4 protein-coding genes and 1 pseudogene are annotated in these 4,797 nt (G+C 60.0%); all 5 read left to right on the top strand.

Annotated features, from left to right (window positions below; genetic code table 11):
* A pseudogene (locus LUZ64_RS36315) lies at positions 1-87 on the top strand (IS5/IS1182 family transposase); the annotation flags it as partial.
* A gap of 39 nt (positions 88-126) precedes the next feature.
* On the top strand, positions 127-891 hold the full coding sequence (locus LUZ64_RS36310; protein ID WP_308251455.1) for a phospholipase domain-containing protein: 765 nt from the start codon (positions 127-129) through the stop codon (positions 889-891).
* A gap of 915 nt (positions 892-1,806) precedes the next feature.
* Positions 1,807-2,799 carry a putative hexosyltransferase gene (locus LUZ64_RS36305; RefSeq protein ID WP_143593433.1) on the top strand — a complete coding sequence of 331 codons (993 nt, stop codon included), beginning with the start codon at positions 1,807-1,809 and terminating at the stop codon, positions 2,797-2,799.
* Positions 2,800-3,047: 248 nt separating this feature from the next.
* Positions 3,048-3,584: a phosphatase PAP2 family protein gene (locus LUZ64_RS36300; RefSeq protein WP_095584380.1), complete on the top strand. Its 537-nt coding sequence runs from the start codon at positions 3,048-3,050 to the stop codon at positions 3,582-3,584.
* Entirely contained in the window at positions 3,577-4,575 is a 999-nt protein-coding gene (locus tag LUZ64_RS36295; protein ID WP_232390643.1) for a decaprenyl-phosphate phosphoribosyltransferase, read from the top strand. Before LUZ64_RS36300 ends, LUZ64_RS36295 begins: the two co-directional genes overlap by 8 nt.
* The last annotated feature ends 222 nt before the right edge of the window (positions 4,576-4,797 follow it).

Raw genomic sequence — 4,797 nt, 5'->3', positions numbered from 1 at the left:
CTCCGCGACTGCCGCCTCAAAGGCGACGGCGTCCACCACGCCATACCCGGCATCGCCCGCCCCCACAACCCCACCCTGACCGGATGACAGAGGAAACGAACCAGCCAACCTGCATCCCCTGAACCAATAACAGGACAGCCCTTAGCGTCTTCGACTTCAGTAAGGACGCCTCCACCTACACTCTTCCTACGCTCGGCCCTGCGGCACCGGCCGGAGAGGTCCCTGGCACCACCGGCACGAATCCCACCCCCAAGCACCGACACCACACCCGCTCAGGAATCGGGCACCAAGTCGGCGTGCGCTCTGCCTTACCAAACCAACGCCTATCTCGATCGCACCCAAGTGTCGGATGGCTCGATGTCGATCTGGATCCGCATGCTGAATCTGGGCGAGTACGCCACCAGCGCCGCCCACTTCGCCATTTACGCTAACGCCTACCGCAGTGGCGGTCCCTGGCAGTACACCATCGGCGCGGACTCTGGGCAAGAGGACTTCTTCAACGTCGGAAGCGGCAAGTACGACTTCACTGTCATTGGGCCCAACCGATTCCTGCGCAGCTTCACCGGGGATGCGTCCAAGGTAGCCCAGGGCAAGCACGTCTCCGTAAAGTTTACTTTTGAGATTCACTCCTCGAGCGGCAAGCTGGCTGTCATCTTCAACATGAAGAATCATGGCACCCAGAATGTGGTTTTCCGGATCAAATCCAACCAGTACCGTACCTGGGACAAGACCTACTCCGTCGCTGTCGCGTCGCAGGAGACGGAGTTCTTCAATGCCGTCTCCTACAACGCCGGCTGGTACGACTTCACCATCACTGTGGACAACGACGCCACCTGGTCCGAGCGTTTCACGGGCCACATCGAGTATGGACAATCCAGCACTACTGGCTGACATCGCGCATAGCCTAGATACCTGTAAGGGAAGTTTGGGAGTAATCCTGGAGTAGGAGGGGGGAGATTGAGAGGGTGCCGTACGAGTGCCATGTCATCAGATCAAATGTTGGCAGCTAGTTCGTAAAATTCATCGCCCCGGCGAAATTGTTCTGGTGTCCAAGTTATCGGACTTGGGCTCTCTCGCTATAATGTTGCTGGGCCCGATTGTGACCGGGTGTAAGGGTTCGGCCATCCGGTGGGAGTGCGCCTGCAGACCTCGGCTCGGCGCACCCAGTCACGGACCACTTCCCGGTTGTTCCCGAACAGGTCTGTTGATTCTTAATAGAGATTCTGCCTATGCTCCGGTCTGCTCATGCGCCTTACGCCATCTCGGACCAACGCGCACATGGCTCGTTTGGGTATTTTCTCTTTACTAAGGTAAGTCCTGATCCTCCAAGAACCCATTATCCAATAGGGCTGGGTGGTCTAAACGCCCAGGTTGAAGGCTTCTCGCCATTCCGTTTACAGTAGGACGACATGTCCCGGAGTCAGGTCGGGGAGGGTTAATTCTTCATCTAGCCATAATCGATCTAATTGCCTCGTTGATTAAACCGCCCCGAAATGTTGAGGCGGCCCTACATGCTCAAACGAAAACTATGGGGTGAAACGCTCATAGGTCGGAATTCTGTGCCACCAAAGGCGCGCGGTCATATCTGATCAACTTCGGGACAGCTCTGGGACTTCAATGGCAGATCAGGCATGTGTCCGTTCACGTGACGGTGCAACAGTCCGTCGTGAAGGTCGTCTCGCGGCACACCTGCGGACCGTCGCGCCGGCCTTAGGTTTGTACGCCGGGCTGCGGTTGGTGAGTCTTCTTGCCTACTGGTGGCTGGCCGGGCAGGCTAGTGCGGACCCGTGGCACAACATCGGAGTCATGTGGGACTCCGTTTTCTACCGGAATATCGCCCTGAACGGGTATCCGAAAGAGCTCCACTTCTTCAGAGGCGATAGGCCTGGGACGGAGGTGACGCAGGCATTCTTTCCGCTTTATCCGATGTTGATGCGCTGGATTGCGCTCACAGGTGTGGACTTGACCCTGGCTGGCATGTTGATTTCCACGGTCGCGTCTTTGGTAGCGGCTTGGGGCCTGTTCAAGATCGGTTCCGAACTCCGGGGTGCCCTCACCGGTACCATGCTCGCTGGTTTGCTGGCCCTGCTGCCGACCGCCGTCGTTCAGCAACTTGTTTACACCGAATCCCTGTTCATTGCCTTGGCGGTCTGGACACTCCACGCGACGATGCGGCATCGCTGGACTTTGGCCGGACTGCTGTGCGTGCCATGCGGCCTGAGTCGCCCGACCGCTGGCGCAGTCGTTAGTGCGGTTGTCCTCACCGCACTATGGGTGCTGTACAAGCGCACTGACGGCTGGCGACCACTTCCCGCAATTATTCTCTCGCCGCTAGGGCTGCTGTCATACTTCGGCTACCTTGCAGCCCGCTACGGTCGCATTGACACCTACTTTGTAATTCAGAAGAACAACTGGGGTGAGACCTTCGATGGTGGTAAGACCACCTGGAAGACGCTGACCACGGGGCTTACCGCCGGGGGCTCCGTGGAGCTTCCTAGGATCGTCACCGCCCTGTGCCTATTGGCGCTGCCCGCCCTGATCATCTTCATGCTGCAAGAACGCCTTCCCTTGGTCCTGACTGTTTACGCCATGGCATCGCTGACTACGGTCGTGAGCATGCACCACTGGGCCGGAACGATTCCCCGTTACCTGATGCCAGTCTTCCCGCTCATGATCCCAACCGCCCACGCACTCTCCAGGTCCAGACTCCCAACCCGAATCACAGTGCTGCTCACTCTGGGCCTGGCCTCGGGCTGGTACGCAGCCTGGGTCCCTTTGCAGTTCTCGATGGCCCCTTAATCGGATCAGGTAATCCAAAAATCTCTCCGACACAATCCGGCGTGCTTGTCATTATGTCTAATTCTACGCTCGGAGGCCAATCGGCCGAGATTAGGTAGCATTTTCAGGTCCTAGATATGCCTGAATCTCGACAGCCGGGCCTGAGCTGTGGGAACAGTTCTGAATTAACCTCCGGGTACGCAAACCGTTGCACCGTACCCACCTCGTTGAGTTGCACGCACACATTCAACCCGAGAGGATGCCCACCTATGTCAGATCTGCATTCAACCGTGGCGAAAGCTGACCAGCGGATTTTACTCTCGGTACGCAGATACTTCGCCGACGAGCAATCCGTCACGGCGGCCCGTGCCCTGTCTTGGTACGGCGGACACGCCACAGGGTGGCTGGCCATCGGACTGGCGGGTGCTGCCCGCGACCGCGAGCGCTGCGGGCAGTGGCTGCGAGCGACTGGCCTTGTTGCCAGTGCCCATCTGGCCAGCATGGTCGTCAAGCAGGTCGTCCGGCGCCCAAGGCCACAAGTCCCCGGCCTGGAGCCGCTGATGAAGACCGCTAGCAAGCACAGCTTTCCCAGTTCGCACGCCGCCTCGGCGGCCGCAGCCGCAGTTTCCTTCGGTTCGATGATGCCTGTGTTGCCCCTGCGGACGGCGGCAGCGGCACTGTGCTTCTCGCGTCTCGTCGTGGGCGTGCACTTCCCGAGCGACGTCGTCGTCGGCGCGGCCATGGGCGCCGCAGTGGCCCAGGCCGGCCAGCGCTGGGTGGCTCTGGGAGGACGCTGCGATGGCTGACGCCACTGACATCATGGCCGCCCCGGCCCCTACCACCGAGCAGCCAAAAAAGACCGCAAAAACTGATGAAGCGTCGCAGACACATGCCACTCCGCCGACGACAGCAACGTTCTCCCTTGTCGCGCTCCCCGGCGGCCTGGTGCGCAACGCTCGACCGCACCAGTGGGTCAAGAACATCCTCGTCCTGGCCGCACCCGCAGCGGCCGGGCAGTTAAGCGACATCGACATCCTGCGGCAGAGTGCCATCGTCTTCCTGCTTTTCTGCGCAGCCACCTCCAGTATCTACCTCATCAACGATGCCTTGGACGTTGAAGCCGACCGGGCTCACCCGGCCAAGCGCCACCGGCCGGTCGCTGCAGGAATCGTCCCGCTTCCCGCAGCCTACGCGGCCGGCATCCTGTTGGCCCTCGGCTCACTAGTGGGGACCGCGCTGCTCTGCAGTGTCGGCACTGCCACCGTTCTCGGGATCTATCTGGTTGTTCAGGTGCTGTATTCTGCCCGGCTCAAGCATGTCCTGGTAGTCGACTTGGTGATCGTCGCCTCTGGCTTCGTGCTGCGTTCGATGTTCGGCGGCATCGCAGCGAACATCACGCTGTCACAATGGTTCTTGATTACCACCGGCTTCGGTTCCCTGTTCATGGTGGGGGCGAAGCGGTACTCCGAACTCGTGCTCATGGGTGATCAGGCAGCAGAGTCTCGCAAGTTGCTTGCCCACTACACGACTGGCTACCTCCGGTTCGTCTGGCAAACATCGGCGGGCATCACCGTGCTGGCCTACTGTCTGTGGGCCCTGGGTAACCAGGGCGAGGGCCCCGACCTGTGGCGTCAGCTGTCTATCGTCCCGTTCGTCTTCGGCGTGCTTCGCTATGCGCTGTTCGCGGACCGCGGCACAGCGGGAGCTCCCGAAGACGTCGTCCTCAAAGATCGCGTGCTGCTGGGCACCGGACTGCTGTGGCTGATCGCCTACGCTGTATCGGTGATTGGTTCGTGAGGATTGAGGGCCAGGGCTGGGACATGCCGGAACTGACTCGACAGATAAATGATGTGAGTCCGCCCGTGGTCCTTCACGTCGGTCTTGGCATGTGGCAGTGAGAATTTTCAGCGTGGGCGCTCCAGGGTGAGGATGGCTGCGGCGATGGCGGTTATGCGGTTGGAGCTGCATCGGGCTTTGTGGAAGATTCGCCTGGGCTTCGGCCTTGCGATGCTTCCGTTT

This window comes from Streptomyces albireticuli (assembly GCF_021228125.1).
In the GTDB taxonomy this organism is placed as follows: domain Bacteria; phylum Actinomycetota; class Actinomycetes; order Streptomycetales; family Streptomycetaceae; genus Streptomyces; species Streptomyces albireticuli.
Note: the sequence above shows the minus strand (reverse complement) of the source record. Positions and strands in the feature narration are given on the sequence as shown.